This window comes from Aminobacter sp. P4_D5, from assembly GCF_056401815.1.
The window spans coordinates 1-25,871 of the sequence record NZ_JBFUIP010000007.1 but is presented as its reverse complement, the minus strand read 5'-3'; the positions used below and the strand labels follow the sequence as shown (position 1 = coordinate 25,871).

Sequence of the window (25,871 nt, the reverse complement as noted above, 5' to 3'; positions counted from 1 at the left end):
GTTCAGGCAAACGCCGCGTCGTAGGCCGATACGATGCCGCGTGCCTTGCCGCGGACGGTTTCGGCGCTGTCGCCCCGCGCGTAGATGTTCGTCGCCAGCCCGAAGGTGCTGACGCCGATCTTCCGGTAGTCGGCGAAGGATGTTTCGGAAACCCCGCCGACCACGCCAACGATCGTGTCGGCAGGCAGGATGGTCTTGATGGCGGCGACGCCGGTCGTCCCGAGTATCCCGCCGGGGAAGAATTTCAGTGCCGATGCCCCGCATTTGACCGTCAGAAGCGCCTCGGTCGGCGTGAACACGCCGGGCATGGTCAGCATTTTATGCTCCGACGCACGCTCGATCACCTCGGGCTCGATGTTGGGGCTGACGACCAGGCGGCCGCCGACATCGGCCAGCCGGTCCACCTGTTCGGCCGAAAGCACGGTTCCAGCACCGATCACCGCCTTGTCGCCGAAGGTGTCGATCACCCGGCGGATCGAGGTGTACGGATCGGGCGAGTTGAGCGGGATTTCGATCAGGTCGAAACCTTCCTCGATCAGCGTGCCGACCACCGCTTCGGCTTCTTCCGGCTTGATGCCGCGCAGGATGGCGACGAGGGACCGCTTCAGCTTCGGCCAGGCGATGTTTGAGGCCATATCTTTGTTTCCTTCTATGCCCAGATTGATTGCGCGGCCGAGAAGAGGCCGCGGCGGACGGCGTCGTCGGCGTCGACATGCCTGACGTTCAGGCCGACGCGCTGGAGCGCTGCGTTGTAGAGATCGGCGATCGAACCCGAGGCGACCAGAGTGACGTCCGTGTAATCAGGGAAGTTCTGCCGGGCCGCCGATGTCTCCGCCCCGATCAGCAGGCCGGAGAGATGGGCCGCGCCATCGGCCCTGGCCTCGAAATTCAGAAGCTGCGCCGCGCGCACGCCGAAAAGCCCGCCCAGCGAGAGGTCGGCGCCACATTTGTCCAGCGCTCGGACAAATGCCGGCGTGTCGGCCCCAAATGTGATGTCGGTGTCGATCGCGAAGGCGAGCGTGGAGTGCTTGTTGAGCAGGCTGAAGAGCTCGCCGGTCATGAAGGTGGAAAACCGTCTCACCCATCCGTCCTCGATCACAACCCACTTGCTGTGGGTGCCGGGCATGCACACGAGCCGGCGCGCAATCCCCTTGCCAAGGCCCAGCAGCTGGGTCTCCTCGCCGCGCATCACTTCGGGCGCAAGCGGGTCGCGCTGGGCGATGCCGGGAAGGATGCGGATATCGGCAAAACCGTTCGGCACGCTGACGGCGCAGGCCGCGAAATCGGCCAGCCGGGTCGGCGCGTCGACGTAGGGCGCCTCGACCCAGCCCTGGCGCGCGCCCGCCATGCCGCAGATCAGAATGGGCAGGCCCACCGGCGCCTCCATCGCGGCGAGGTGTGCGCGCAACACCGGTTCGAAACCCGACGTCACGCAATGCGTCATGCCTTCGCGCCCGCGGCTTTCGGCCAGCACGCTTTCGTCGCGTGCCACAAGCCAGGCGCGGAAGCTTGTCGTGCCCCAGTCGACGATCACGCAGAAAGCTTCTTGTGACGCACTCATGTTCGGCCCCTCTGGCATGTCCTTGGGAAATACATGGCGGCCATCACTGGGTCATCCAGCGCAGCGGCTCCATCACGATCTCGGGGAACAGGACGAGCAGGAACAGCACCGCGGTTTCGGCCAGCAGAAACGGCCAAATTCCTTTCATCAGATTGCCCATGCGCATCTGTCCGACGCCGCAGACGACGTTGAGAACGGTGCCGACCGGCGGCGTGATCAGGCCGATGGCGTTGTTCATGATGAACAGCACCCCGAAATAGACCGGATCGATGCCCGCCTGCTTGAGCACCGGCACCAGCACCGGCGTCAGGATCAGGATGGTCGGGGCGAAGTCGAGCGCCGAGCCTACGATCAGCACCAGGACCATCAGCACCAGGATGAGCAGCGTCTTGTTGTCCATGATAGGCTGCAAGAGCTCGACCATCTGCGCCGGCATGTTGGCCGCCGCGATCAGCCATGCGGACACCGAAGCCGCGGCGACGAGGAACATCACGACCGCAGTGGTCTTGGCGGCATTGAGCATGAGGCCGTAGAGCTGGCTGAACTTCAGCTCCCGGTTGACGAAAAGCCCGATGACCAGCGAGTAGGCTGCCGCAATGACGGCGGCTTCGGTCGGCGTGAAGAAGCCGAACTTCAGGCCGCCGATAATGATCACAGGTAACATCAGGCCCCAGAAGCTCTCGACCGTCAGGCGAAGCCGTTCGCGGATGGGCTGCCTGGGCGCGACCTCGATCTTGTCCTTTCGCGCCACGAACATCCACGTCAGCATCAGCGACAGCCCCATCAGGATGCCGGGCACGATGCCTGCGATGAAAAGCTTGGTGATCGAGACCTGGGCTGCGACGCCATACAGGATCATGCCGATCGAAGGCGGGATGATGGGCGCGATGATGCCGCCGGCGGCGATCAGGCCGCCCGAGCGGTAGGGGTTGTAGCCGGCCTGCCGCATCATCGGCAAAAGCACGGCGGCCAGTGCCGCGGTGTCGGCCACCGCCGAACCCGACAGCGATGCCATGACGACGGCGGCGCCGATCGCCACGAAGCCGAGGCCACCGCGCAGATGGCCGACCCAGGCCATCGCCATGTGGATGATGCGCCGGGTGATGCCGCCGGCGTTCATGAACTCGCCGGCCAGCATGAAGAACGGCACGGCGAGAAGGGGGAAGCTGTTGGCGCCGTCCCACATGTTCTGCACGACGATCTGCGGATCGGTCATGCCCATGTGGAACATCAGAGCGAGGCCGGAGACGATGAGGGCCATTGCGACCGGCATGCCGATCGCCATCGCTGCAAGCAGGGAGACGACGAAGATAAGAATGGTCATGGCTTGCGCACCGCCTCAACGGTTGAATCGACTTCGTGCATGCCCTCTTCCTCGACCTGGATGAGTTCGTCGTCGCGGACCTTGCCGCGTGCGAAACGAACCAGATTGTGGAGGCAGAGAGCCGCCATCAGCGCACCGGTGAAGGAGGTGACGCCGTAGACCCAGCTCATCGGCAGCTGCATGACGGTGGAAACGGTGGTGGCGTTGATCTCGTGCTGCATGAAAGTGCCGACGAAGATGTAGACGCTGCACACGAAGATCAGGATCTGGGAAATCATCCAGCACAGCCGCCGCCATCTGACGGGCAGCGCGAGCACGACGGTGTCGACGCCAAGGTGCCGGTTCTCGCGCATCGCCACCACGGCGCCGATGAAGGTCAGCCAGATGAACAGGAAGCGCGGCAGCTCCTCGGAGACGTCGATGCCGGTGTTGAAACCGGCGCGCAAGATGACGTTGCCGAGCACCATTACGAACATGCCGGCCAGGCAAACCACCATGACGGCTTCAAGCAGCTGAAAAAATCTGTCTACGAGACGCGGCATGGCTCGGACCTCCCGGGATTGTCGACACGAAGATGCCGCGGACGTTTCCGTCCGCGGCATCGGTCAGGGTGATTAGTTGGCCGCGCCTTTGCGCGCCGCTTCGACCGCGGCCGTGAACTCCTGGACGAAGTCGGCGCCGACCGAGGCGGTGTATTTCTCCACCACCGGCTTGACGATCTCGCGCATCTTGGCGAGTTCGGCGTCCGGCATCGTGTCGATCTCGATGCCGGTTTCCTTGAGCTGGTCGGTGATCTTGCCGTCGTTTTCGGCGATCAGCTTGGCCTGATAGGCCGAAGCGTCGGAGGCCGCCGTCATGACGGCGTTGCGATCAGCTTCCGGCAGGGCCTCGAACCAGGTCTTCGAAGCCACGATCGCTACCGGCGAATAGACGTGGTTGGTCAGCGTGATGTATTTCTGCACTTCGTAGATACGGTTGGCGTAGATGTGGGCGAGGGGGTTCTCCTGGCCGTCCAGCGCCTTGGTCTCGAGCGCCGAGAAGACTTCCGAGAACGACATCGTCACGGCGTTGGCGCCGAGCGCCTTCCAGGTGTCGAGCGCCACCGGGTTCTGCATCACGCGCAGCTTGAGGCCGGAAATGTCGTCCACCGACTTGATCGGCTTGACGCTGTTGGTCAGGTTGCGGAAGCCGAATTCGCTCCATGCAAGACCGGTCAGGCCGATCTCGGACATGCGGTCGAGCATCTTGCGGCCAACCGGCCCGTTCAGCACGGCGCCGGCTTCCTCGCGGTTGGCAAACACGAACGGGAAGTCGAATATCTGGACTTCCTTGATCTTGCCCGAGAGCGGGGCTACGCCGCCGACATAGAGTTCGAGCGTGCCGCTCTGGGTTGCCTGCAACATCTTGTCGTCACCGCCGAGGATGCCGCCGTCAAAGACCTGGATCTCGACGCGGTTTTCTGTCGCCTTTGCAACGTCTTCGGCGAACTTCTTCATCGCCACCGCTTGCGGATGCTCCGTCGGCATGCCGTGCCCGAGACGGGCGGCCGTTGCGGGGGCGACGAGACTAGTCAGGCCGACAGCTGCCGCCAATGTGAGTGCGAGCGTTTTGAGACGCATGGAAAACTCCTCTCTCTTCAGGTTTTGTATTCAGGCGGTGAGCGGGGTGATGGCGTTGGGTTTGCGCCATTCCCGATTGGGTCAATTCGATGGGTTTGCGCGAGTGGGCTTTGAGGCGCGCGATCGTGTGCCGCGCATGGGCTTGCGAGCCAACAAACGCTTGCTCAGCCGCATGGAATGCCCGTGCGATGGGCTGATGTTGCGGTTCGCTGAACCGGCGTCCGGACCTTCGTCGGCACTCCACGAAACAAACTCGGCCACGCGCCCTCCCAGGCAAAATTTGGATGCTCTTGACGCCCCAATAACTCCGATTATAAGAGAAAACAAGACTGATTGCCGAGGGACTTGGGGAAACGAAAGCGACAGGCACGCCAGCTCACAAGAAGCAGGGAACGGCGCCGGTTCGAGCAGCGCATTTGCCGCCAAGGCGGTGGCGTTCGGTGCAAGTCAGCGCGATCATGTGACATGGCCTGGGCCATTCGAATGACCGACCTCAGGCGCGCTCAACCCATTCGTGTCGCAAGACACTGACCAACAACGGGATAGACAAGACGTGACACGGAAATTGCGCTCGCAGGCCTGGTTCGGGGGCTTCGGCAAGGATGCCTTCATTCACCGCAGCTGGATGAAGAACAACGGCCTGCCGGACGATGCTTTCGACGGCCGCCCGGTGATCGGCATCTGCAATACCTTCTCCGAGTTCACGCCATGCAACGCGCATTTTCGCGGACTGGTCGAGCACGTGAAGGCGGGCATCCTGGAGGCCGGCGGCCTGCCGCTGGAATTCCCCGTTTTCTCCTGCGGTGAATCGAACCTGCGTCCGACAGCGATGCTTTTCCGCAACCTTGCTTCCATGGATGTCGAAGAAGCAATCCGCGGTAACCCGATGGACGGCGTGGTGCTAATGGCCGGTTGCGACAAGACCACGCCATCCCTTGTCATGGGGGCGGCATCTTGCGACGTTCCGGCGATCGTCGTTTCGGGTGGGCCGATGCTGAATGGCCGCTTCCGGGGCAAGCCGATCGGTTCGGGCACCGACGTCTGGAAATTCTCCGAGGACGTGCGCGCCGGCCTGATGAGTGCCGAGGAATTCGCCGCCGCCGAAAGCGCCATGTCGCGTTCGCCCGGCCACTGCATGACCATGGGCACGGCCTCGACCATGGCGTCGATGGTCGAGTCGCTTGGCCTGGCTTTGCCCGGCAACGCCGCCTATCCGGCTGTCGACGCGCATCGCGCGCGGCTTGCCCGCCTGTCCGGCCGTCGCATCGTCGAGATGGTCAAGGAAGACCTTCGCCTGTCCCGGATACTTACCCGCAAGGCCTTCGCCAACGCGATCCGCATCAATGGCGCGATCGGCGGCTCGACCAACGCGGTCGTCCACCTGCTCGCCATCGCCGGGCGGATCGGCGCCGAACTGACGCTCGAGGATTGGGACCGTTATGGCCGCGACATCCCGACCATCCTCAATCTGATGCCTTCCGGCAAATTCCTGATGGAGGAGTTCTGCTACGCTGGCGGCCTTCCCGCCGTCATGAAGGAGATCGCCGACCTGCTCGATCTCGACGCATTGACCGTCACCGGCAAGACGGTCGGCGACAACATTGCCGGCGCCGAGAACTTCAACGACGAAGTGATCCTGCCTCGCGACAAGGCACTTACCCAGCAGGGCGGCATTGCCGTTCTGCGGGGCAACCTCGCGCCCAACGGCGCGATCTTGAAACCTTCCGCCGCGTCGCCGGAGCTGATGCGCCATCGCGGCCGCGCCGTGGTGTTTGAAAACATCGAGCACTACAAGGCGCGCGTCGACGACCCAGCGCTCGACATTGACGAGACCTGCGTGATKGTGCTGAAGAACTGCGGCCCCAAGGGCTATCCCGGCATGGCCGAGGTCGGCAACATGGCGCTGCCGCAGAAGCTGCTGGAAAAGGGCGTGCGCGACATGGTTCGCATCTCCGACGCCCGCATGTCGGGCACCGCCTTCGGCACGGTCGTCCTGCACGCCGCACCCGAGGCCGCTGTCGGCGGCCCGCTGGCGCTGGTTGAGGATGGCGACATGATCGAACTCGACGTTGAGAACCGCCGCCTGCACATCGAGGTCAGCGACGAAGAACTCGCCCGCYGCCGCGAACGCTGGACCCCGCCGGTGCCGGATATGCAGGGCGGCTACCAGAGCCTCTATGTCGAGCGTGTCATGCAGGCCGATCGCGGCGCCGACCTTGATTTCCTGGTTGGCTGCCGTGGCCACGACGTGCCGCGCGAAAGTCATTGAGGGAGAGACCGATGTCCCGTTTTTCTGTCGCCGACATGCACGGCATCCACGCCATCCTCTACGCGCTGTTCGATGACCAGGAGCGGCTAGACCGGGCCGCCATGCGCCGCCAGGTCGAGGTCTGCCTCGAGGTTGGCGTCCATGGCATGGCGGCACTTGGCCTTGCCACCGAAGTGTCCAAGCTGACCGATGCCGAGCGCCGTACGGTGATGGACTGGATCGCCGAGGACACCGGCGGCAGCGTGCCGCTGGCGCTCACCATCTTCGGCGCGTCGGTGGCCGAGCAGATCGCCCAGGTCCGCCACGCTGAAAGCGTTGGCGCCGACTGGCTGATCCTGCAGCCGCCGATGGTCGGCCAGTATGGTGCGGCCGAATACATCCGCTTCTTCGGACGCGTGGCCGAGGCGACCGATCTGCCCGTCGCCATCCAGAACGCTCCCGCCTTCATGGGCCGCGGGCTGAGCTCCACCGAGATCAGCGATCTCGTGCGCCAGCATCCCAACATCCAGCTGGTGAAAGGCGAGGGGCCGGTCGTCGACATCGCCGGGCTGGTCGAGGCGACCGGGGGAAAGCTGCCGATCTTCAACGGGCGCGCCGGGCTCGAAATGCTCGACAATCTGCGCATCGGCTGCCGTGGCCTGATCCTGGCGCCGGATTGCATCGACTATGCCGTCGCCGCCTATGACAGTTTCCAGGCCGGCGACGAGGGCGGTGCGCTGGCAACCTATCGCCAGATGCTTCCGGCTGTCGTTTCCACCATGCAGGGACTGGAGAATCTGCTGTGCTACGGCAAGCGCCTGTTTGCGCTGCGTTGCGGATTGGCCGTGCATGATCGTGGGCCGGCGCTGCGTCCCAACGGGACGGGGCTTGCCATGATCGAGCGTTTTGCAGCCGATCTGGGGCCGCTGGCGCGCAAAACGACTACCGCATCCTGACAAGGGTGCCACGTGTCGGCATCCCCTGTGTGCTGCCGCTAGTTGAAATGCGGTCGAGGGTATGAATTATGGCACGCGCCGGTGATTTTGCCGGCGCAGCACAGCGCGCGGTCTATGTTGCGCCCAAGATGCCGGGATCGGATTTGATGACAACGCCAAGGCCGATGCCAGAGCGAGGCTTGCCGGCTCAGATCGCCGCCGATATTGGCCGGCGCATCACTCGTGGCGACCTCAAGCCGGGCGACATGCTGCCCAAGGAACTGGAGCTCCTGTCGAGCCTCCAGGTCAGTCGCACGACGTTGCGCGAGGCGCTCAAGATCCTTTCCACCAAGGGCTTCATCGAGGCCAAGCCGCGCATGGGCACGCGCGTCCTGCCGGCGGACCGGTGGAACACGCTCGATCCCACTGTTTTGTCGTGGCAAGATGACTCCGAAAGCAGCGAGACGCTTGCCGAAGAACTGTTCGAGATACGTCTGGCCATCGAACCGGTGGCGGCGGGGTTGGCGGCGCGCCGCTCAACCGCCGCAGACCGGGCAGGAATTCGCCGCGCCTTCGAGGGGATGTCGCGCCAATATGACGACGAACGGCAGTCGATAGAGGCCGATATTGCCTTTCATCTCCAGATCATTCAGGCAGCACACAACCGCTTTCTGCTGCCTGTTTCTTCGGTAATACGCGCCGCGCTGACTGTCAGTATCCCAAAAACACTAAGAACGTTCGGCATCGCGCACTCGCTCGACATGCACGAGGCCATCGCCATCGCGATCGAGAAGGGCGATGAAGTGGGTGCCGCAGAGGCCGCACGGAAACTGATCCAGGACACGTATCAGCGCAACTTCAATACCTGAAAGCACTGCGACATCGATCTGCGCGAACGTGCCCGCAATATCGTCAGCGATGGCGAAATGCCCTTACCTCGCTTTTTGACGGCATTTGGAACCGACAGGTTTGTAGCCRCAAAGTCGCGCATCCGATGTCGTGCCACGCCTGAAGGCGCGAACCTCCTCTGTGACAGTTCCGATGTTTCAGCGGAATGGGTTGCTGGATCAGAGCCTCTGGTCGACCGATACATTCGGCGAACGGCCGAGTTTCCTTATAGATAGGAGGCACATGTGGCCTCCTATCTGCTAAGTGGCCGCCGCTCGTCTGCCGTCAGTTGGCAGAGACCGCCATCTCGCTTGGGCGTGCAAATTTCTCTCGCGCCAAGACAAGCAGGATCACCAGGAAAGCTGCTTCCACCAATGCAAAGGCAATGAAGGCTTCGGAAAATGAGCCGCCGGAGGCTCGGATCACCACGCCCATCATCCACGGCGACAAGAAACTCGCCGCGACGCCGAGGACCTCCGCATAGCCGATTGCGACGGTCGCCAGATCGTCGGCGTATTTCTCGGTGAGCAGGGCGAAGATCGCACCGCCACCAAGCACCGCAATGCCGCTCAGGCCAGCCAGGACCAGCAGCCAGCCGAAAGACATCGGATAGATTGCCGAGGCGGTGAAGGCGAGGGCGGTCATCAGCGCCATCGCTGTGCCGAACTTGATCATGAGGGCCTTGCCCATGCGATCGGCGGCGTAACCGCCGAGGACCAGGAACAGCACCTGCGACAGTCCCATCAACGTGCCGATAACAGCAGCGCTTTCGACCGGCATGTTCTGTACGGCGATGAAGGCCGGCACGACCCAGGTCGCCGTTCCGGCGATGGCGAAAGTGCAGGCCGCGATGCCCAGGCCGCCGACGATGATCCACTTCGAGCGGAAGATGACGCTGATAGGGATCGATGCGCCACGCGGCAGCGGTGGCTCCCAGGCAAAGCCGTGGATGCCGATCTCGGCCGGCCCATTGCGGGCGAAGAGGCAGTTGACGAGCGCAACCGCCAGCGTTCCGGCAGCCAGTACGGCGAAGAATGTGCGCCAGCCAAAGGCTATGGTCAGCGGAATTCCGAGCGCGAAATCAAGCGTGATCGCCAGGCTGTATGCCGCCAGGATGAGGCCGATGATGCTGCCGCGCCGTGACTGCGGAAACCAGCCGATGACCAGCTTCATGTTACCGAGAAAGATCGCTGCATCGAAGAAGCCAATGAAGAGACGCAGAGCGACCAGCTGACCATAGTTCTGCACATAGATCTGCAGGACCATGCCCATGCCGGTCCCGGCTAGTCCGATCAAAAGCATCATGCGCGCCGTCATGTGCCGGCTTATTTGCGACCACACGACCATGCCGATGCCATAGGTCAGCGCGAAGATCCCCTGCGCGAAACCGGCCTGAGCCGGGTCGAGCTGCAGGGTTTCGGAGATGAATGGAATGACTGCGGCGAAGGCATACCAATCCGCGGCAAGAAAGACCTCGCACACCAGCGCGAGTGCAAGCATGCCGATTTGCCATCGCCGAATGCGCGACCGGTCGTTTTCTGTAATTGTGTCCCAGTTCATCGTCCGTCCCCTGTTGGAAAATCTGGTCTTGTGTGTGCGGCTGCCTATTCTGCAGCTTCGTTTGAGCCGCGGCCCATTTCCGCGGGTGTTCCGCCTGCCGCGACTGAGGCAGGCGGATAGACGTGTCGCTTTCAGGACTGCGGCGGCAGGAAATTGACCTCATGCTCGGCTGCGATACGCATGATTTCAGCCGGATCGCCGACATTGTGGATGCGGTCGAACAGTCCACGCAGGACCCGCGTCGGCGAGACCCAGAACAGGCAGCGCACAGTGCTGGAAGACTTGTTGAAGATGCCGTGCGGCTCTCCCATCGGCATGCGGATCAGGTCGCCTGCGGTTGCAATCACTTCCTTGCCGTCGAGCCAGAGGTCAAGGCGGCCTTCGAAGACCGAGACAAACTCGTCCTGGGTCGGGTGCGTGTGGGGCGGAACGAAGGTGCCGGAGGGCAGGATCGCGTGCCACGCCATGGAGGCATCCGATTGCTGCTTCAGAGTGTATGTCTGGCCAAGAATGCTCCAGACGGTGCCGTCATAGGCTTCGTCGCTCTTTGTCACGCCGGCCTGCATTACAATCATGATGTCGTTGTCCTTGTGGGTTGGTGGTTCGTCGTTGAGGGTGCCGTCAGGCGGCAAGGAAATCGCGAAGCAGGGCGGTCGCCTGCGGCGCTTCTTCAAACAGGAGGTGCCCGGCGCCGGGAACCAGTGCGAGGCGGGAATCGGGGATGCGCTTCTGCCAGGCGTCTCCCTGCGCTGCCGGCCGCATCCGGTCCTCGCTGCCCCAAAGCAGCAAGGTGGGAGCAGCGATGCGACGAAGCCAGGCGCCAAGTTTCGGATTGCCTTGCGGCTCGATGGCAAGCAGGCGACCGAGTGCCGTCATCTCGCGCCCAAGCGACGCGCCGAAAGCGGGGTCTTGCGTCTCTGGGAAATATCCAAGCGCGACGCTCGGGTCATGGGTCAGGTAGCCAGGAAGTTCAGGCGGGCTGACGGTGGAAAGGTCGGGGGCGGGGTGTTCGCGCACGACCAGACCGGCCGGCGAAATCAGTGCCAGCCGACGCAGACGGCTGCTTTGCCGAGCCGCATACTCGGCCGCGATCCAGCCGCCGAGCGAGAAGCCGGCAAGGTCGAACGCTTCGAGCCCGAGCCGGTCAAACAGATCGGCATAGTGCAGTACATAGTCATCGATTGAGGTGATGCGATCGTCATCTGCCGAGTCACCAAACCCTGGATGATAAGGAATGATGACTTTCGCGCCCGAGGCGAGCGTGCGGGCGAATTCGAAGCCGGTAAACGTGCCTGCGCCATGCAAGAAGACCAGAGGAAAGCCATCGCCGATACTGTGCACGACGGTGCGAATGCCGCCGATCTCGTACTCGGCGCGCTCAAAACCTTCCAAGGCTGGAAAGGGTCCGGGTTGCGGTGTCATGATCTGAAAACTCCCTGATTATTCGGCGGCGGCACAACATGGTCGCCCGGCGAGGCCGGCAAACTGGTCGACGGCGTCGATGATGCGCTTGACCACCATCGGGTTGGTCGGAACGCCATCGGTAAAGTCGGTTTCGCTGGCATAGATCGCTGTCGGGATGGTGCAGGCTTCGAAAAAGCCGAACAGCGGTCGAAGCTGGTGCTCAACGACGAGGGAATGGCGCATGCCGCCGCCCGTTGCGGTCAGCAGCACAGGTCGGTTAATCAGCGCGGACGGATGGACAAGGTCAAACACGTGCTTGAACATCCCGGCATAAGAGCCTTTGTAGACTGGGCTGCCGACTATCAGCGCGTCGGCGTTTTCGATTGCCTCCACAATTGTTCGGGCCTGTTTGTTCAATCCGGCCGGCGAACAGGCGGCCAGCCCATCGCCAGCGTCCACCAGGTCGAATATCTCGACGGAAAAGCCATGGCGTTGGCGGATTTTTTCGGAAACGGCTTCGACAAGCGCACGTGTTTTCGACGGCCTCTGCGCATTGCCGCAGAAGCCGATGACTTTGACACCGGTCATCCAGATATCACTCCCGTATGGAACCACTAGATCTTCATCGACCTGTTCGGCGGTTCGCCAACTCCCACAAGCGTTCAGTTTCCGAATGGCGTGCTTCTCCGGCAAGCCCCCCAGTTGAGGGGGTTGCTGACGCGTCGCCCGATTGGAACAGTGCCGGGAGAAAGCGCCGGCTGGTACGACCGGCAAGGCGCTGACAAGCAAGGGTGGAGCCTGTGAACATGTCAGTCGTCGAGTTCAAGAAAACCGGAAATCCGTCGCTGGCCGAGATGGCCGCGCGTGTCGAATCCATACTGCCGGCGATCGAGGCGGCTGCAGAAGAGAGCGAGCAGCTGAACAGGTTGTCCGATGCGACATTCATGCTTCTGCGTGATGCAGGTCTCTACAGTATGATGATGCCAAAGGAGGTTGGCGGCGCTGAACTGTCTCATGTTGACGCGATGCGGCTCGGCGAACGCGTGGCATGGGCGCATGGTTCTGCTGGCTGGTGCGTGATCGTGAACAACGCGGTCGGCGGTGTGATGTCGCTGTTTGTCTCCGAAAAGGGTGCCGCTGATATTTTCGCCGAGGGTCCCAATGTCATGGTTGCCGGAAACGGTGTGCCGCGCGGCTATGCGCGGCCGGTCGAAGGCGGCTACATGATCCGCGGTAACTGGGCCTATGGCAGCGGCATTCATCATGCAGCCTGGATCCATTCCGGTTGTTTCGTTACCGAGGCGGACGGCAAGACCATGGTTAAGCAATCCAATGGTCAGCCGGAAATCGTCATCACCCATCACCCGCGCGAGACCATCGAGCTTAAGGGCAATTGGGACGTACTCGGGCTGCGCGCCACAGGCAGTTTTGACTACACGCTCAAGGATGCTGACGAACTCTTTGTGCCCAATCACCTCTGTTATGGCTTCAACGAGGGTGATGCCAAGCGAGGCGGTCCGCAGGGTAGCCTCGGTCTGGTCGGCTATACGGCCTGGGGTCACACGACCTGGGCGCTTGGCGTCGGGCGGCGCATGCTCGACGAGCTTGCCAAACTGGCTGCGGTTCGCGTCGACGCGTTTGGCAAGATGAATGAGAGCGCAAGTTTCAAATATGAATTCGCTCGCGCCGAGGCGTGCTTCCGCTCAGCACGTGCCTTTGCCTATCAGGCCTGGACAAGCATGGCCGAAACCTTCGATGCCAGCCGTGACGCCTCTGTCGAGCAGATCGCCGATGTGAAGCTTGCGATGCGTCATGTCCATGACGTCATCTCCGATGTCGGCACCTTCGCCCATCGCGCGGCGCGCGGCGCTTCACTTCACAACGGAACGATGCAGCGCTTTTACCGCGATATCCATTCGGGCACCCAGCACATCCTGATGGCCGACGAGATCGTCCAGGAATGCGGGCGCGTCTATCTCGGCGCGGTCAAAGCCGATGCAAAATGGGGCGTCTTTGGTGTGGATGGCTAGATAGTGGCGTAACGGCAGGCTTCGCCGCCATAGTCAGCTTGATTTTTGCCGGGGTTGCTGGAAACTCCGTCTCGGCAGAAACGCTCGCTTACTGGCGGAGCCTTTGCCACACTTCCTGACAAGCTCGAACAATGAGCAGCAGGGCTGAGAGGAGGAGAACTTGATGCCGGTTACGTCGGTTGCACGATCGAAGTATTCGACGGGGGAGGTCGGCCATGCCGCGCTGGCCGTTGCCGCAAGCCGTTCACTCGAAGCTCTTGGCGAGTCATGCCACCGCGAAATCGGCAAGCTGATGGGATCGCCCACGGTCGGGCTTTACCTGTTGGATGATCACAAGCCGAGCCTGTTCTACAGCAAGCAGGCGCCTGAGGGCTTCATCCGGGAGTACAGCGATGAGTTCGATAAATACGATCCGCTGCTCGCTTACATCTTTGAGAAAGGCCGGCCTGTCGACGGATCGACGGTGGTCGGCTCATCTGGCTGGCAGCACTGCAACAATTTCCAGCTGCTGAGGCGCTGGGGCTTCAAGCACTGTATGGCCGGGCCGCTTCTGGTCGAGGATCGTGTGGTTGGCGTCGTCTACACCGCCATTGGCGGCGAGACAGGCCCCTTTCGTGCTCAGGCGGTCGACAGCATGGACATTCTCTGCCGGGCAGGTTCGCTCGCCCTCGCTACCATGGTGGAAACCGGCCGGCTCGACGGTGCGCCGATCGGCTGGATATCGCAGTCCAGCCTAGCGTCGCGCCATGAGCGGACAATCGGCGGGGCACAAGCTTTGAACCAGTTGCCGGCGCGATCGCGCGAAGTGGCGCTTTTGATCTGCCGCGGCCAATCCAACAAACAGATCGCCCGGGCGCTGGGGATTTCGGCATATACGGTCAAGGATCACGTCGGCAAACTTTGCCAGCGACTTCACGCCCACAACCGAACCGAACTGGTCCAGCGACTGCTGACAACCCACTAAGTAACCAGTCCAACCTCACCGTGGGCGTCGGCCCTCTTTACAGGCAGAAATTCCGAAATCACCGGACTGCGCCGTCCAGCGGCGCAGTCAGATTCTTGGAACCTCGCTTGTTCCCTCACGGAGCAGGCGGAGGCCATCAGCGCCGAAAGTGCTGCTATTCAGATTCGACGCCCAAGGTGGTTGTCATGGCTTGAGCTCGCGTTTTCCATAGCCGCCACCGGTCGGCGTGCTGATGGAGATCGCTTCCCCGGGCTGCAGAACGGTCTGGTCGCACCCGCCAAGCGTTTCGATCTTCCCGTCTATGCGGCGCACGGTGTTTGATCCGCATTCACCTGGCGCACCACCTTCAAGTCCGAACGGTGGGATACGGCGATGGCCACTCAGGATCGCGACATCGAGCGTCTGCATGGCGCGGATTGTGCGCAGCGTTCCATCGCCTGCTGAGAATTCACCCTTTCCGCCTGAACCCTTGCGAATATGGAAGTCTTCCAGCACCACCGGAAAACGTGTTTCCAGAATTTCGGGATCAGTCAGGCGCGAATTGGTCATGTGGGTGTGAACCGCGTCCGCCCCGTTAAATCCCGGACCTGCAGGCGCGCCAGAGCAAATCGTCTCGTAATACTGATACTCGTCATTGCCCAAGGTCAGGTTGTTCATCGTCCCTTGCGCGGCCGCCATCGCACCGGTCGCGCCAAACAGGCAGTTCGTCACCGCCTGGCTGACCTCGACATTGCCTGCGACCACGGCGGCCGGATAGCGCGGCGACAGCATCGAGCCTGCCGGAACGATCAGCCGGATCGGACGCAGGCAACCAGCGTTCATCGGAATATCGCCGGCAACGAGCACGCGGAAGACATAGAGCACCGCGGCACGCGTGACCGGTTCGGGCGCGTTGAAATTGTCGCCACGCTGGTCCGAGGTTCCGGTGAAATCGACAGTGGCCTCGCGCTTTTGCCGGTCTATGGTGATTTTCACCTCGATCCTGCAGCCCTGGTCCATCTCGTAGCTGAAAGTGCCGTCCGGCAGCCGATCGAGCACCAGGCGCACACTTTCAGCGGCATTGTCCTGAACATGCCCCATATAGGCTTCGACAACATCCTCGCCGAACTGGGCGAGCATCTTGTTCAGCTCCGCGACACCCTTTTCGTTCGCCGCGACCTGCGCCTTCAGATCGTTGATGTTCTGGATGACGTTGCGCACTGGATATGTGCCGCCGGTCAACAGGCTCGTAAGTTCCTTCTCGCGGAAGATGCCCCGATCCAGCAGCTTGAAATTGTCGATATAGACGCCTTCCTGCTCGATCGTGGTTGCCAAAGGCGACATCGAACCCGGCGCGATACCCCCAATGTCGGCATGATGGCCGCGGCTGGCGACCCAGAAGCGGATTGTCTTGCCGTCCGTGTTGAACACCGGCGTGCAGACGGTGAGATCTGGCAGATGCGTGCCGCCATTGTAGGGAGCGTTCAGCAAGAACACGTCACCGGGATGGATGACCGGATTTTCGCGGATTGCTGTTGCGATCGAGGCGTCCATGGATCCCAGATGCACCGGCATATGTGGGGCATTGGCGACCAGATTGCCGCTGGCGTCAAAGACCGCGCAGGAAAAGTCGAGGCGTTCCTTGATGTTGACCGAATAGGCGGTGTTCTGCAGGGTCACGCCCATTTGCTCGGCAATCGACATGAAGAGATTGTTGAATATCTCCAGCATGACAGGGTCCGCCGCCGTCCCGATGGCAGTGGTCGCAGGAAGCGGCACGATGCGCTCTAAAACGATATGATCTCGCACGGTCAGTTGAGCCTGCCAGCCATCCTCGACGACGATGGTCTGGTTGCTCTCGATGATGATCGCCGGACCGTTGACGCGGTTGCCCACAGCCATTTCCGAACGCAGCACAACACCCGCATCGTGGAATGTGCCCTGCGAGAAGAAGCGCGTGCGGCGTGCCGGGATGACCTCGGAGTCATCTGCGGCACCCTGGGAGAAGTCGATCTCCGCACCGCTACCGCCGACCGATTCGACCTCGACAGCCTCGATGACCAGTGCCTTTGTTGTGTCGATGAAACCGAAGCGGCTCTTGTGAAGCTGCTCGAACTCGGCACGCAGGCGCTCCGGCGTATCGAGGTCAGGGAATGTCGCCTCAACGGCGATTGCCGTATCGGTGCCGGCATAGCGGATGTGGGCCCGCAGAAAGGTCTTTGCAGCACTTTCGGTGATGCCTTGCGCAGCTAGATTGGCAAGGCAATCGCGCTGCAATTCCAGCCCGAGATCGAGCAAGGCCCGTGACGCGGCCGCATCGAGATCGACGCCGAGCGCCTTCTGGCGCGTGGCGCGGATATCGGCCAGCCCCATGCCGTAGGCCGACAGCAGGCCGGACATCGGGTGCAGCAGAATGCTCTTCATGCCAAGCGCGTCGGCAACCAGGCAGGCATGCTGGCCGCCAGCGCCACCGAAGCAGTTGAGCGCATAGCGCGTCACGTCATACCCGCGCTGGACGGAGATCTTCTTGATCGCCTCAACCATATTGGCGACCGCGATCCGGATGAAACCGTCGGCAACGTCTTCCGGCGTGCGCCCGTCGCCAAGTTCGTCGGCGACCTGGGTAAAGTGCGTGCGAACTGTCTCTACGTCGAGACGCTCGTTCTGCTGCGGTCCGAAAAGGGCCGGAAAATAATCCGGAATAAGTTTGCCGACCATCACATTGGCATCGGTTACGGCAAGCGGACCACCATTACGGTAACATGCGGGACCTGGATTTGCGCCCGCGGAATCAGGGCCAACCCGGAAGCGACCGCCATCAGCATGCAAAATTGAGCCGCCGCCCGCTGCAACCGTATGAATCAGCATCATCGGTGCACGCACACGCACGCCCGCGACCTGTGTTTCAAATGCACGTTCATATTCGCCATCGAAATGGGCAACGTCGGTCGAGGTGCCGCCCATRTCGAAGCCGATGACTTTCGGGAAACCAGCAGACGCACCCGTGCGCGCAAGACCGACGACACCACCGGCAGGACCCGACAAAATGGCATCTTTTCCCTGGAATAGATTGGCCGCGGTCAGTCCGCCCGACGACATCATGAACATGACGCGCGCGCCGGTGCGCTCCACGTCGAGTTCGCGCGATACCTGGGCCACATAACGCGACAGGACCGGCGACAGAYAGKCGTCGACGACTGTCGTATCGCCGCGGCCAACGAACTTAACCAGCGGCGAAACCTCATGGCTGACGGATACCTGCGCAAAGCCGATCTCACGGGCCACACGGGCGAGAATCTCTTCATGCTGCGGGAATTTATAGGCGTGCATCAGAACGATGGCGATGCAGTCATAGCCTTGATCGCGCAGGCTTTTCAGCGCGGCGAGGGCTGAATTTTCATCGAGCGCCGTTTCCACCCGGCCATCGCCCAGGATACGCTCGTCCATCTCGACGACCGTGTCGTAAAGCGCCTCGGGCTTCAGGATTTCGGAAGCGAAAATATCCTTGCGCTCCTGGTATCCGATGCGCAACGCGTCGCGGAAACCTCTCGTGGTGACCAGTGCCAGCCGCTCGCCCTTGCGCTCCAAAAGSGCGTTGGTSGCGACTGTCGTGCCCATGCGGACTTCGTGGATCAGCCCAGCCGGAATTGGCTCGCTGGCCTCAAGGCCGAGATGCAGGCGGATGCCATGCACGGCGGCGTCACGGTATGCCTCCGGGTTCTCCGACAGAACCTTGCGGGCGTGCAGCTTGCCCTGCGGATCCTTGCCGATGACATCGGTGAACGTGCCACCGCGGTCGATCCAGAAATCCCACGATCCATTCTGTCCGTTCATATCCGACATCCCGAATTTCTGCCGCCTAAATAGGCACGCTCAAAAATGAACCAGCAAACATTGACAAATTATCGATAAAGTGGTGACGATATGTCCGTCAAGATGGGGGCAGGCAGATGGTCACAAAAGAGAAGCGGGAGCCGGGCGAGCTGGAAAGGCTCGAAACGACTCTGCCTAAGCACCTTCAGCCCATTCCATCGATCGGCCCGATCGTGTCGTCGTCGCATCTGGCCGAGGGCGCGTCGCCTGGCCTCTCCGAGGTCGAATACGGCTTGATCCTTGCAAGCCATGCTTTTTCCCGCTGGATGGTGCGCTGCATGTCGGCGGCCGGACTGCCCAACCTGTCGTCCATGGAAGTGCTGATCCTGCATTCCATTCGCCACCGCGGCCGCGAAAAGAAGCTCGCCGACATCTGCCTCGTGCTCGACATCGAAGACACGCACGTCGTCACCTACGCCATCCGCAAGCTCGAGGCGGCTGGTCTTTTGACTTCCGGCAAGGCGGCGAAGGAAAAGACGGTGCGGATTACCGAAAAGGGTGCTGAGGCCTGCGCTCGCTATGCCCAGATCCGCGAACGGCTTCTGGTCGACTCGACCGCGAACGCCCGTCCGTCGGAAGAAACATTATCGGAAATCGCAGCCGTCCTTCGCTTCATGTCGGGCGCGTTCAATCAGGCGGCGCGTGCCGCAACGACATTGTAAGGAACTGCGCTTGAACGAGGCCACTACCACCCCGCTCATCTCCGTCGAGGATCTATCCGTTGCGTTCGGCGCCGCGCGTGTCGTCGAGAATCTGGACTTCTCGGTCGCGCCGGGAAGAACCCTGGCGATCGTCGGTGAATCCGGTTCGGGCAAGTCCGTCACCTCGCTTTCGATGATGCGGCTCGCCGACATCATGGGCGCAAAATTTCCGACCGGGCGCATCACGTTCAACGGGGTGAAAGGCAGCATCGATCTGCTGCAGGCCTCGCAAAAGGAGATGCGTTCAATTCGCGGCAAGGAGATCGCAATGATCTTCCAGGAGCCGATGACCTCGCTCAATCCTGTGTTCACCATCGGTGACCAGATCAGCGAAGTGCTGATGCTGCACGAAAAGATGAGCAAGAATGCAGCACTTGTGGAGGCAAGGCGCCTGCTCGACATGGTGCGTCTGCCGGATTCAGGCGAACTGCTCGGCCGTTATCCACACCAGCTTTCCGGTGGCATGCGCCAACGCGTGATGATCGCCATGGCGCTCGCATGTCGGCCCAAGCTGTTAATCGCCGATGAGCCGACGACAGCGCTCGACGTAACCATCCAGGCCCAGATCCTCAACATCATGCGCGATCTGCAAAAAGAGCTCGGCATGGCGATGATTTTCATCACCCATGACATGGGCGTGGTCGCCGAGATGGCCGACGATGTCGTGGTCATGTGGAAAGGCAAAAAGGTCGAGCAGGGGCCGGTGCGCGAGATCTTCGCAAATCCGCAGCACCCCTATACGCGTATGCTGCTTGGATCGGTGCCGAAGCTTGGCAGTCTTGAAGGCCAGGACTTCCCAAAACGCATGCCGTTGACCATTCTCGAAGATGGCCAGCCAAAACTGGTCGGTACTGAGCGCATCCAGGACACGCCTAGATATGACGCTCCGGCGCTTCTGTCGGTTCGCGATCTCGTCGTCCGTTTCAATGTCAAGAAAGGCATTTTCGGCGGAGTGACGCATCGCGTGCACGCGGTCGAGGAGGTCAGTTTCGATATTCACCCTGGCGAGACGCTGGCTCTGGTTGGTGAATCCGGCTCTGGAAAATCCACCATCGGACGCGCCATCCAGCAATTGCAGAAGGCCACCTCAGGCCAGATCACTTTCGGTGGCAAATCATTGGCGCAGATGAATGCCGTCGAGCGCCATCGCTTGCTTCAGGAAGTCCAGTACATCTTCCAGGACCCTTTTGCCTCGCTGGACCCTCGCAAGACGGTCGGTTTCTCCATTGCCGAGCCAATTCGCACGCATGGATTGATTTCTGGCAACGCAGAGATCCGCAAGCGCGTCGACGGGCTGCTGGAACGTGTCGGCCTGACATCGGCGCATGCAGAACGCTACCCGCACGAATTTTCTGGTGGCCAGCGCCAGCGCGTCTGCATCGCGCGCGCTCTCGCCTCCGACCCCAAGCTGATCATAGCCGACGAGGCATTGTCGGCCCTCGACGTCTCGATCCAGGCGCAGATCATCAACCTGTTCATGGAACTGCAGGCCGAACGGGGCCTGGCCTATCTGTTCATCAGCCACGATATGGCCGTCGTCGAAAAAATGAGCCACCGCGTTGCTGTTCTGTATCTGGGCCAGATCATGGAACTCGGCAGCCGCCGCCAGGTCTTCGAAACACCCACCCATGCATATACGCGCAAGCTGCTTTCGGCTGTCCCGGTCGCGGATCCAACGCGCAAGCGCGGCACGGCAATGATGGAAGGCGACATCCCCAGCCCGGTCAGGGCAGTCGGCAATGAGCCGGCAATCCTGCTCCGCGAGGAGGTCAGCCCTGGGCACTTCGTCGCCAGAAGCGCCTGACTGAATCAACGAAACAACATCTGAAGAGAAACAACATCTGAAGAGGAGTAGATGCTAGTGAAAAAAATAATCGGAATTCGAGCGGTTTACATGGCGCTCGCCATGGCAGGCACGGCTTTCATCGCTTCGCCTGCATTGGCGGAAGGCAAGCTCACGGTTTCTTCGCCGCAGGATCCGGGCAGCTGGGACCCGGTCGATACCTTCCTGGTGCAGTGGGCGGCCGTTGCCACCAACATTTTTGACGGTCTGACCTACCGCGGCCCGGACCTGAAGCTCGTATCGGGTCTGGCTGAATCCTGGGAAGAACTCGACGAAGGCAAGCGCATCCGCTTCCATCTCCGCAAGGGCGTAACCTTCCACAATGGCGAACCGTTCAACGCCGAAGCCGTAAAATTCACCTTCGAACGCCTGCTCGGCGAGCAGGGTGCGAAAGGTCCGCAGCGCTCGAACTACGTCGCAATCGACAGCATCGAGATTATCGACGAATACACCGTCGACATGAAGCTGAAGGCACCAGATCCCGTCCTGCTGACCAAGCTTGCAGGCTATGGCGCGATGATTGTGCCGCCGAAATACGTCGCTGAAAAAGGCGAGGACTTCTTCAACGCCAATCCGGTCGGCACGGGCGCATTCAAGTTCGTTTCCTATGCGCCGAAGGTCAATATCCAGCTCGCGGCCAATCCCGACTATTGGGGCGGCGCGCCAAAGCTTTCGGAACTCGACTTCCGTTTCATTGCAGAGCCCTCGACCGCCGTTGCCGAGCTTCAGGCCGGCCGTGTGGACCTCGTCCTGCCGCCGACCATTCCGATCGGCATGATCGACGTCATTAAGAACGACGCCAAACTCGAGCTTGTTTCTGTGCCCGGACCTACCGTCGATGCATTGCGCTTCAACACCAAGAGCGGCATCACAGCCGATACCAAGGTGCGCAAGGCGCTGATCATGGCCGTGGATCGCGCGACCATCATCCAATCGATTCTCGCTGGCCAGGCATCCGAAATCGCCAGTTTCCAGGGTGCGCTTTCGTTTGGCTACGATCCGGAGCTGAAGCCGCTGCCTTACGATCCCGAAGGCGCAAAGGCGCTGTTGGCTGAAGCAGGGGTGAAATCAGGCGCGACCGTCCAGATCGATGTTCGCGGCAATGATGCGACGATGAACGAAGTGGCCCAGGTCATCGCCAGCTATTTCCAGATGGTCGGCATCACCGCCACCATCAAGCCCTACGAAACCAATGTTCTGCTCAACGACATCATTCCACAGGGCAAGACCGGTGCGATGTTCCAGCAGAAGTGGGGCGGCTGGACCTTCGATTACGACAACACCGCGTATTCGATGTACCACTCGGGCGAAAAGTGGAACCCCTACGACAGCGACCCGGAAATGGACAAGCTGCTTGAATCGCAGCGTCCGTTAACGGACCGTGCGGAGCGCGAGCGCATCCTCAAGGAAATCGCGAAATACGCCGCCGATCGCGCTCTGGAGCTACCGCTCTACAACACGAATGCCATCTACGGCATCAACAAGCGCGTGCAGGGCTTCGTTCCAGCACCCGATAACCGGCTGAAACTCAACGAAGTCTCGGTCAACTAATCCACATCAAGGGATGCCGCCCATCATGGGTGGCATCCCTCTTCGTTCCTATTCAACGATCAGACGCCTGATTTTGTTCGAACAGCGTTGCGCGCTTTTACACTGAGATCACGCACTAGGGAAAAACACTTGGCCGGCTTCCTCATTAAGCGACTGTTGCAGGCGATCTTTGTYGTCATTGCCATTACCCTCCTGGTGTCGTTTGCCATTCGCCTGACTGGCGACCCGGCCGTCACCATGTTTCAGGGCGGGGGCAGCATGACCGAAGACGACCTGGCTCGTATTCGTCAGGCACTCGGCGTCGACAAGCCGTTCATCGTGCAATATCTCGACTTCATGAAAGGGCTGCTGACACTGGATTTCGGTCGCAGCTTTGTTGGCAACACGCCCGTAGCGGGACTGATCAGCGCCGCCCTTCCTGCGACTTTGCTTTTGGCATTCATCTCGATGGTGGTATCCATCGCGCTGTCCATCCCGCTCGGCATCAAGGCGGCAACGGCGCGCGGCAAGTCGGCCGACCAGATCATCCGCATCCTGTCGCTGATCGGCCTGTCGTTTCCGAATTTCTGGCTAGCAACCATGCTGGTCCTGCTCTTCGCCATCACGCTCGGCTGGCTGCCGCCCAGCGGCATGGACAGTGCCTTAGCCTACATCATGCCCGCCGTGACAATGGGTGTCATCCTGACGGCAACCAATGTGCGGCTCGTGCGCACGTCGATGCTCGAGACACTGCAATCGCAATACATCATGGTGGCGCGCGCCAAGGGGCTGAGCGAAAGCAAGGTCCTCTACAAACACGCGCTTCGCAATTGTGCCATTCCGCTCATCACCTATTTCGGATTGCAGTTCGGCGGCCTGCTCGGCGGCATCGTGGTGGTGGAGCGCGTGTTCAACTGGCCCGGCATGGGCACGCTGGCCTTCGATGCTGTGGGCGCACGCGACTATCCCGTGCTTCAGGCCGTCATCACCGTGCTCTCGCTGATGATCGTCGGCGTCAATCTTCTGGTCGATATCGCTTACGGGCTGGTCGATCCGCGCATCCGTACGGAGTAGACGGCCATGGCCTCCAAGACATTCTCCTTGCGCCAGTCGCGCTTCATGAGCCTGGAATTCATTCTCGGCGCCTTCCTCACCGTGACGATCTGTCTCGCGGTGGTCTTTTCCGACCTGCTGTTTCCCGGCGGTGGCGCCAAGATCGACCTGCTCGCCCGCCTGACGCCGCCCTTCGTCAACGCTGCCCATCCGCTTGGTACCGATCCGCTGGGACGCGACGTGCTGGCGCGCGTGGTTGCCGGCGGCAAGATATCGCTGCTTGTTGGCTTCACCTCGGTTGCAGGTGCCCTGGTCATCGGCGTGCTGATGGGCCTGATCGCCGGCTACTATCGCGGCTTTTGGGACATGGTCGTCATGCGCTTTGCCGACATCCAGCTGGCGATGCCTTTCATTCTCCTGGCCATCACATTCATTGCCATCGTCGGTGGCAGCCTGACCAATACGATCATCCTGCTGATCGTGTCGCAATGGGTGCAGTATGCCCGCCTCGTGCGCGGCTCGGTGCTGACTTTGCGCGAACGGGAATTCATCTTGTCGGCGCGTGCCATCGGCGTACGGGACTGGCGCATCATCTTCCAGCATTTGCTGCCGAACCTGATCGGACCGGTGATCGTGCTGATGACGCTGAACGTCGCAAGCAACATCCTGCTCGAGTCGAGCCTGACCTTCCTCGGCCTTGGCGTCGATCCGACGATCCCGAGCTGGGGCGGCATGCTGGCCGACGGACGCACCTATCTGCAGCTGGCCTGGTGGGTCAGCGTCTTTCCCGGCCTCGCCATTTTGCTGACCGTGCTTGGCCTCAACCTTCTTGGTGACTGGCTCCGCGACAGCCTCGATCCGACAGGTAGAACCTCACGATGACATCGATTTTCGAAAAGACCTACGGGCGCACGCTGGATGCGCTCGTCGCAACCGCTGCAGGTGTGGGCGCGACGCTGCAGGCGTGGACCTTCGACGACAGCGCGAGCCGCAAGGCGGCCGAGCAGAAGCTGGCACAAAAAGGCATCAGCGCCCGCATCCGTTCCGCCTACAAGCCGCTGCTGCACTTCTTCCTCGAAGAACTCGATCTGGCCGGTGTGACCGAAATTGCGGTCACCTATCCCGTTCACGAGCGCGCGCCAAAAAACCGCTTCATCCTCGAAACCTATCCGCTTGCCGCCCTTGCCGGGGACATCAGGATATCCTTCGCCGCCCGCCCCGATGACCTGTTCCACTACGGTGTGACACTGACGCTGGCCGACGGCAGCACGGCAAGCCACACCGTTTTCGCCCCCAACCGGGTGCATGCCGATTTTGTTGGAGAAACCATCGTGTCGCCGACCGGCTGGATTATCAGCGGCACCGGCCCTGGCGAGCGACTGGAAACGGACTACGAGCAGCTGTTTGCCGAGACGGTGGCCGCCATCCAGTCACATGAGTGGGGAATGACTGAGCCCTATTTCGACGAGTTGAACATTCAGGCAGTACTTCCCGCAGCCGACGAGCGTTTGGCCTATGGCGACGAAGTGCTCAGCCTGCGCGAGGCGCTGCACGAGGATTTCTACTTCTCGCTGCTTGAAGTCTTCCAGAAGAAGTCTGGCCGTCCGCTCGGCGATCGGGGGCTTCGTCCCGGCCAGATCGTGCCTGAGATCGCGCAGGGCTCGGTGCCCGCTGTCGCGGTCAGCGTGCGGCCATTGTCATCGCATATTACTGGCGGTCCTGTTGTCGCAGTCGATACGATGCGCGAGCCGCCCTTCTTCGCGCAGGTGATCGCTGAGCTCGATGCCATCGGCGGCCAGCCCTTCGAAGCTCTGAGCCGCGCGGGCCGGCCTGTACTGGGTCGCTTTGTCAAGGGAACGGATGCGCCCGTCATCATCAGCGGTGGCCAGCACGCCAATGAAAATACCGGCATCGTTGGGGCCATGCGCGCGGCAAAGGTGCTGGCACGGCGGCCAAACGCGCATTTCAGCGTTAGCCCAATGGAAAACCCTGACGGCTATGCGCTGCATCAAAGGCTGCGGGCCGCCAATCCACGCCACATGCATCATGCCGCGCGCTACACTGCGATGGGCGACGATCTTGAATACCGCACGCTGGAAAACACCCGCGGCGTGCTGCACGAAAAGGCCATTCGCATCGAGGCCCAGCGCCTGACCGGTGCACAGCTGCACGTCAACCTGCACGGCTATCCGAGCCATGAATGGACACGGCCTCTATCGGGCTACGTGCCACGCAACTTCGCTATGTGGACGCTGCCGAAGGGCTTCTTCCTCGTCATGCGCCATCACGCAGGGTGGGAGGCGCGCGCCGAACGCATGCTTGATCAGGTTACCGCCCATCTGGGCAAGATCCCCGGCCT

Annotated in this window: 21 protein-coding genes; 11 read left to right on the top strand and 10 right to left on the bottom strand. The window is 61.4% G+C overall.

Annotation, left to right across the window (positions count from 1 at the left end; translation table 11 throughout):
• Positions 1-2: 2 nt before the first annotated feature.
• From AC1DWF_RS03095 to AC1DWF_RS03075, 5 genes are all read right to left on the bottom strand, one after another.
• Positions 3-635: a 2-dehydro-3-deoxy-6-phosphogalactonate aldolase gene (locus AC1DWF_RS03095; protein ID WP_476782848.1), complete on the bottom strand. Its 633-nt coding sequence runs from the start codon at positions 633-635 to the stop codon at positions 3-5.
• Between the two features lie 14 nt (positions 636-649).
• Positions 650-1,561, bottom strand: a complete 912-nt coding sequence (locus AC1DWF_RS03090; protein ID WP_476841444.1) for a 2-dehydro-3-deoxygalactonokinase — start codon at positions 1,559-1,561, stop codon at positions 650-652.
• A gap of 43 nt (positions 1,562-1,604) precedes the next feature.
• Positions 1,605-2,885, bottom strand: a complete 1,281-nt coding sequence (locus tag AC1DWF_RS03085; protein ID WP_476787859.1) for a TRAP transporter large permease — start codon at positions 2,883-2,885, stop codon at positions 1,605-1,607.
• Positions 2,882-3,427, bottom strand: a complete 546-nt coding sequence (locus AC1DWF_RS03080; RefSeq protein ID WP_476787858.1) for a TRAP transporter small permease — start codon at positions 3,425-3,427, stop codon at positions 2,882-2,884. Before AC1DWF_RS03080 ends, AC1DWF_RS03085 begins: the two co-directional genes overlap by 4 nt.
• Positions 3,428-3,499: 72 nt before the next feature.
• Positions 3,500-4,504, bottom strand: coding sequence for a TRAP transporter substrate-binding protein (locus AC1DWF_RS03075; protein WP_476784379.1), 1,005 nt, complete (start codon positions 4,502-4,504; stop codon positions 3,500-3,502).
• A gap of 553 nt (positions 4,505-5,057) precedes the next feature.
• On the opposite strand from AC1DWF_RS03075, the gene AC1DWF_RS03070 reads away from it, so the two are divergent.
• The 3 genes from AC1DWF_RS03070 to AC1DWF_RS03060 all read left to right on the top strand — a co-directional run bounded on the left by AC1DWF_RS03070 (position 5,058) and on the right by AC1DWF_RS03060 (position 8,556).
• Positions 5,058-6,773, top strand: coding sequence for an IlvD/Edd family dehydratase (locus AC1DWF_RS03070; RefSeq protein WP_476841443.1), 1,716 nt, complete (start codon positions 5,058-5,060; stop codon positions 6,771-6,773).
• Between the two features lie 11 nt (positions 6,774-6,784).
• Positions 6,785-7,708, top strand: a complete 924-nt coding sequence (locus AC1DWF_RS03065) for a dihydrodipicolinate synthase family protein (protein ID WP_476784381.1) — start codon at positions 6,785-6,787, stop codon at positions 7,706-7,708.
• A gap of 68 nt (positions 7,709-7,776) precedes the next feature.
• Positions 7,777-8,556, top strand: a complete 780-nt coding sequence (locus AC1DWF_RS03060; RefSeq protein WP_476787855.1) for a FadR/GntR family transcriptional regulator — start codon at positions 7,777-7,779, stop codon at positions 8,554-8,556.
• Positions 8,557-8,860: 304 nt separating this feature from the next.
• Here the strand turns inward: AC1DWF_RS03060 and AC1DWF_RS03055 are convergent, their stop codons facing one another.
• The 4 genes from AC1DWF_RS03055 to msuE all read right to left on the bottom strand — a co-directional run bounded on the left by AC1DWF_RS03055 (position 8,861) and on the right by msuE (position 12,328).
• Complete coding sequence (locus AC1DWF_RS03055) at positions 8,861-10,075, bottom strand: MFS transporter (RefSeq protein ID WP_476787854.1); 1,215 nt, start codon at positions 10,073-10,075, stop codon at positions 8,861-8,863.
• Positions 10,076-10,266: 191 nt separating this feature from the next.
• The gene (locus AC1DWF_RS03050) at positions 10,267-10,710 is read right to left on the bottom strand and encodes a cupin domain-containing protein (protein WP_476784383.1); all 444 of its coding nucleotides are present in this window, start codon (positions 10,708-10,710) and stop codon (positions 10,267-10,269) included.
• Between the two features lie 46 nt (positions 10,711-10,756).
• The gene (locus tag AC1DWF_RS03045; protein WP_476787853.1) at positions 10,757-11,557 is read right to left on the bottom strand and encodes an alpha/beta fold hydrolase; all 801 of its coding nucleotides are present in this window, start codon (positions 11,555-11,557) and stop codon (positions 10,757-10,759) included.
• Between the two features lie 18 nt (positions 11,558-11,575).
• A complete protein-coding gene (msuE, locus tag AC1DWF_RS03040; RefSeq protein ID WP_476787852.1) occupies positions 11,576-12,328 on the bottom strand; it encodes an FMN reductase in 753 nt (250 codons plus the stop codon).
• A gap of 17 nt (positions 12,329-12,345) precedes the next feature.
• On the opposite strand from msuE, the gene AC1DWF_RS03035 reads away from it, so the two are divergent.
• Complete coding sequence (locus AC1DWF_RS03035) at positions 12,346-13,569, top strand: acyl-CoA dehydrogenase family protein (RefSeq protein WP_476786910.1); 1,224 nt, start codon at positions 12,346-12,348, stop codon at positions 13,567-13,569.
• Between the two features lie 163 nt (positions 13,570-13,732).
• Positions 13,733-14,533 carry a LuxR C-terminal-related transcriptional regulator gene (locus tag AC1DWF_RS03030; RefSeq protein WP_476787851.1) on the top strand — a complete coding sequence of 267 codons (801 nt, stop codon included), beginning with the start codon at positions 13,733-13,735 and terminating at the stop codon, positions 14,531-14,533.
• A gap of 183 nt (positions 14,534-14,716) precedes the next feature.
• Here AC1DWF_RS03030 and AC1DWF_RS03025 read toward each other — a convergent pair whose 3' ends face one another.
• Positions 14,717-18,346, bottom strand: a complete 3,630-nt coding sequence (locus AC1DWF_RS03025) for a hydantoinase B/oxoprolinase family protein (protein WP_476841442.1) — start codon at positions 18,344-18,346, stop codon at positions 14,717-14,719.
• Positions 18,347-18,462: 116 nt separating this feature from the next.
• Between AC1DWF_RS03025 and AC1DWF_RS03020 the strand changes: the two genes are divergently transcribed.
• From AC1DWF_RS03020 to AC1DWF_RS02995, 6 genes are all read left to right on the top strand, one after another.
• Entirely contained in the window at positions 18,463-19,047 is a 585-nt protein-coding gene (locus AC1DWF_RS03020; RefSeq protein WP_476783938.1) for a winged helix DNA-binding protein, read from the top strand.
• A 10-nt stretch (positions 19,048-19,057) separates the two neighbouring features.
• Positions 19,058-20,890: an ABC transporter ATP-binding protein gene (locus AC1DWF_RS03015; RefSeq protein WP_476783937.1), complete on the top strand. Its 1,833-nt coding sequence runs from the start codon at positions 19,058-19,060 to the stop codon at positions 20,888-20,890.
• Between the two features lie 90 nt (positions 20,891-20,980).
• Positions 20,981-22,480 (top strand): ABC transporter substrate-binding protein, encoded by a 1,500-nt coding sequence (locus tag AC1DWF_RS03010; RefSeq protein WP_476783940.1) that lies wholly within the window; start codon positions 20,981-20,983, stop codon positions 22,478-22,480.
• A gap of 129 nt (positions 22,481-22,609) precedes the next feature.
• The gene (locus AC1DWF_RS03005; RefSeq protein WP_476783936.1) at positions 22,610-23,533 is read left to right on the top strand and encodes an ABC transporter permease; all 924 of its coding nucleotides are present in this window, start codon (positions 22,610-22,612) and stop codon (positions 23,531-23,533) included.
• A 6-nt stretch (positions 23,534-23,539) separates the two neighbouring features.
• Positions 23,540-24,394, top strand: a complete 855-nt coding sequence (locus AC1DWF_RS03000) for an ABC transporter permease (RefSeq protein WP_476787848.1) — start codon at positions 23,540-23,542, stop codon at positions 24,392-24,394.
• The coding region (locus AC1DWF_RS02995; RefSeq protein WP_476841441.1) for a M14 family metallopeptidase at positions 24,391-25,871 on the top strand (1,481 nt) is incomplete at its 3' end. The genes AC1DWF_RS03000 and AC1DWF_RS02995, both read left to right, overlap by 4 nt.